Source organism: Roseicyclus amphidinii, from assembly GCF_030163755.1.
Taxonomy (GTDB): Bacteria; Pseudomonadota; Alphaproteobacteria; order Rhodobacterales; family Rhodobacteraceae; genus Roseicyclus; species Roseicyclus amphidinii.
Window position 1 is genome coordinate 1 of the sequence record NZ_JASJOE010000127.1, and the last position, 3,486, is coordinate 3,486.

At 68.4% G+C, this 3,486-nt stretch carries 4 protein-coding genes; all 4 read left to right on the plus strand.

The genetic code is table 11. From position 1 onward, the window contains the following. Window positions 1-526 precede the first annotated feature (526 nt). Window positions 527-835, plus strand: coding sequence for a hypothetical protein (locus QQK83_RS19035; RefSeq protein ID WP_284266988.1), 309 nt, complete (start codon window positions 527-529; stop codon window positions 833-835). Window positions 836-984: 149 nt separating this feature from the next. Then, window positions 985-2,196, plus strand: a complete 1,212-nt coding sequence (locus QQK83_RS19040; RefSeq protein WP_284266990.1) for a chemotaxis protein CheA — start codon at window positions 985-987, stop codon at window positions 2,194-2,196. Then, complete coding sequence (locus QQK83_RS19045) at window positions 2,193-3,035, plus strand: CheR family methyltransferase (protein ID WP_284266992.1); 843 nt, start codon at window positions 2,193-2,195, stop codon at window positions 3,033-3,035. Before QQK83_RS19040 ends, QQK83_RS19045 begins: the two co-directional genes overlap by 4 nt. 5 nt (window positions 3,036-3,040) lie before the next feature. Then, window positions 3,041-3,486, plus strand: a 446-nt coding sequence (locus tag QQK83_RS19050) for a response regulator (protein ID WP_284266993.1), incomplete at its 3' end; no start/stop codon positions are given.

The window sequence follows — 3,486 nt, forward strand, 5'->3', positions numbered from 1 at the left end:
GTGCCCCCCAGTTCGGTCTCGGTCGCGCCGCCGCAGACGAGCGTCGCGGCCCCCGCCGCATCCCCGGCGGCGCTGTCGCGGGTCACCGTCAGACGACGGCGTGCCAGCAGGTCGGCAAGCCCCTCGGCGCGGGGCAGGGCGGTGTCGAGAAGGTGAACTTTCGTCATCGTGCGGGTCCTTTGTCTGGTTGCAGATGACTTAGCAGGTATCGTGCCAGCCAGATTTTTCGGGCCAAGGCCCTAAAATGCAGGCGCAAATTGCCGGCACCCCCCAAGGCGGCCGCGGTGGGTGTCGAAAGGTCGTCGGCATGGGGGTCCGAGGGGTGTCAAAGCGTCGGAAAGCCGACGATCCGTTGTCGGACGGAGGTGTGGGTGACGCCTTTCGCGGCCCTCCAAGGGGTCACCTTCGCACGCCTTTGCACGCCCGCCTCCGAAAGACACACCGGCTGTGAGGGCTTTTTTCTCAATATTCCCCGCCAGCGGCCGTTCTCCTGCCCAGATCAACTCAAGCGGGGTCCAGGCAGTCCATGCTATCCAAGACATATCATCTCAAGTTTCCCAGCCTCGACGCGGCGCAGATCGCGGCGCCCTTCGTGACCGAGACGCTCGGCGCGGCCATCCCCGAGTGCAAGCTCACGGGCCTCACGGTCCTGATCAGCAAGGAGGGCGACATTTCCGTGAACGTCTTCTTCCCCTCGGTGGCCGACCTCAAGACCTTCGAGAAGAAGCACGGCGGCTTCGTCGACACGATGAAGAAGACCTTCCTGTTCCGAAGCACGGGCTTCGACGGGGTCTGCATCTTCAGCTTCGACGCCAAGGACGAAAGCGCGGCCTGAGACAGGCCCCGCCTTTGCCGCCCCGTCGCGCACCGCATGGCATGGCGGTTGCAATCGGGGAGCAAGTGAAAGGGTCGCCTGAGACGGCGACCACGGACCGAAGGGGCACCGCCACGGGTGGCAGGGCCCCACCACGCAAGGAAGATCGGATGACAGCGGCGGTTGATACCGACGCCCGGGGGGCGGCAGGCGGCGCGTTGATGCGCGTGTCCTCGGACAAGATCGGACGGCTCATGGACCTGGTGGGGGAATTGTCCCTCTCGGTCTCCGAGACGATCGGCTCGTCCGACCTCGAGGGGCTGGAGCTGCAGAATTTCGAGGCCGCCGCCCATCGGCTGTCGATGATCGTGCGCGAGGTGCAGGACGCCGCGACCGAGCTGCGCCTCGTGCCGGTGGCCGAGGTCTTCCGTCGCCTCAAGCGCATGGTGCGCGAACTGGAACGCGAGACCGGCAAGAAATTCGACCTCGTGATCGAGGGCGAGGAGACCGCCATCGACAAGCTGGTCGCCGACCGGCTTTACGACCCGCTTCTCCATGTCGTGCGCAACGCCGCCGACCACGGGGTCGAACCGCCCGCCGACCGGCTGGCGGCGGGCAAGCCCGAGACCGGGCGCATCCTGCTGGCCGCGGCCCAGGTGGGCAGCGAGGTGCGTATCCGCGTCGCCGATGACGGCCGCGGCCTGTCGCGCAGGAAGATCCTCGCCAAGGCGCGCGAGCGCGGCTTTTTCGCGCCTGACGAGGAACCCGAGAACGCCCAGCTGTGGAAGGTGGTCTTCGAACCCGGCTTCTCGACCGCCGAGGCGGTGACGACGCTGTCGGGCCGCGGCGTCGGCATGGACGTGCTGAACGCCACGATGAAAGACCTGCGCGGACGCATCGGGGTGGACAGCGTCGAGGGCGAAGGCACCACGGTGTCGCTGCATATCCCGGTGTCGCTCGCGTTTCTCGACAGCCTTCTGTTGCGGCTCGGCCGGCAGCTTTTCACCGTGCCGGTCGAGGATATCTCGGAGATCATCCGCCCCTCCGCCGAGGACCTGGTGCGGGTCTCCGCCCGCAAGGGCAGCGAGATGCTGCGCATCCGCGGCAACCTCGTGCCGGTCTGCCGGCTGGAGAAATTCTATCGCGGGCTGCCCGGCTCGGAGCGGGCCCTGTCCGAGATGGTCTGCATCGTCTTCAACACGGCGGCAGGCCGTATCGCCGTGCCCATCGACGAGGTGCTCGACCGCCAGCAGGTCGTGATGAAGCCCCTGTCGGGGGCGCTTCTCGCGGTGCGGGCAAGCTGGGGCGTGGCGCTTCTGGCGTCGGGCGAGGTGGCGATCGTGCTCGATTGCGAGCGCCTCGCGGCGGAGGCGATGCGATGAACCTGCCTGCGTTCGAGACGCCTCCGCACCGCACGACCGCGTCCGAGGACGCCGCGCTGGCCCGCATCCGCGGCTGGCTGAGCGAGCGGTGCGGCATCTACTACCCGGCGCGCAAGGATGCGCTGCTGGCGCAGCGGCTGTGGCGGGTCGCGCGCAGCTTCGGGCACGCCGATCTCGCGCAGCTCTCCGAGGCGCTTCTGAGCACCAGTCGCACCGATGTGCAACTGGCGGTGATGCACGCGGCCTCCACGAACCACACCTATTTCTTCCGCGAACCAGAGGTGCTGAAGAGCTTTGCCATGACGGTGCTGCCGGACCTGGCCCGGCACGGCGAGATCCGCATCTGGAGCGCGGCCGCCTCGACCGGGGACGAAGCCTATACCATCGCCATCCTCGCCGCCGAAACGCTGGGGCCCGAGGTGCTGTCGCGGCTGCGCATCCTTGGCACCGACATCAGCGAGCCCGTCGTCGCCCGCGCCGAGATCGGCGTCTTTCCCGCGCGGCAGTTCGCCCAGACCGACGCGGCCGTGCTGAAGCGGTATTTCGAGCCCACCGGCATCGAGCAATACCGCGTGCGCGACCAGATCCGCGCGACCTGCACCTTCCGGCGGATGAACCTCAAGGCGCAGCCCTATCCGTTCAGCAAGCGGTTCAACGCCGTCTTCTGCCGCAACATCCTGTATTATTTCGAGCAGCCCGACCAGGTGGCGACGCTCGAGGCGATCTACGACTCCACCGAACCCGGCGGCTGGCTCGTCACCTCGGTGACCGAGTCGATCCGCGACCTGTCGACCCGCTGGCAGCCCGTCTGCACCGGCATCTACCGAAAGCCGGCGTGATGAGCATGCGTGACCCCGTGACCATCCTTGTCGTCGACGACAGCGCCGTGTTCCGCGTCGCGCTGACGCGGGCGCTGGCGCATGAGCCGGGCCTTCGGGTCATCGGTTCGGTCGCCAGTGCGCAGGCCGCGCGCGATTTCATCGCGGTGCGGCGGCCCGACGTGATCGCGCTGGACATCGAGATGCCCGGCGAGAACGGGCTGGAGTTCCTCAAGGCGCAGATGGCCAGCGACCCGATCCGCACGGTGGTGATCTCCTCGCTGACCGCGCGGGGCACCCGCACCACCATCGCGGCCCTCGAGGCGGGCGCGATCGACGTCGCCGCCAAGCCCACGCTCTTGCGCCGCTCCGAGGGGCCCTCGGACGGGGTCGCCGACATCGCCATGCGCCTGCGCGCCGCGGCCTCGGCCCGGCTGGTCGGCGGCCGCGCAGCGCCGGGCACAGCCTTTGC

Bases quoted from the DNA above. Each gene is read 5' to 3' on its own strand.
- QQK83_RS19035 (WP_284266988.1), top strand. From the start codon at position 527: ATGCTATCCAAGACATATCATCTCAAGTTTCCCAGCCTCGACGCGGCG.
- QQK83_RS19040 (WP_284266990.1), top strand. From the start codon at position 985: ATGACAGCGGCGGTTGATACCGACGCCCGGGGGGCGGCAGGCGGCGCG.
- QQK83_RS19045 (WP_284266992.1), top strand. From the start codon at position 2,193: ATGAACCTGCCTGCGTTCGAGACGCCTCCGCACCGCACGACCGCGTCC.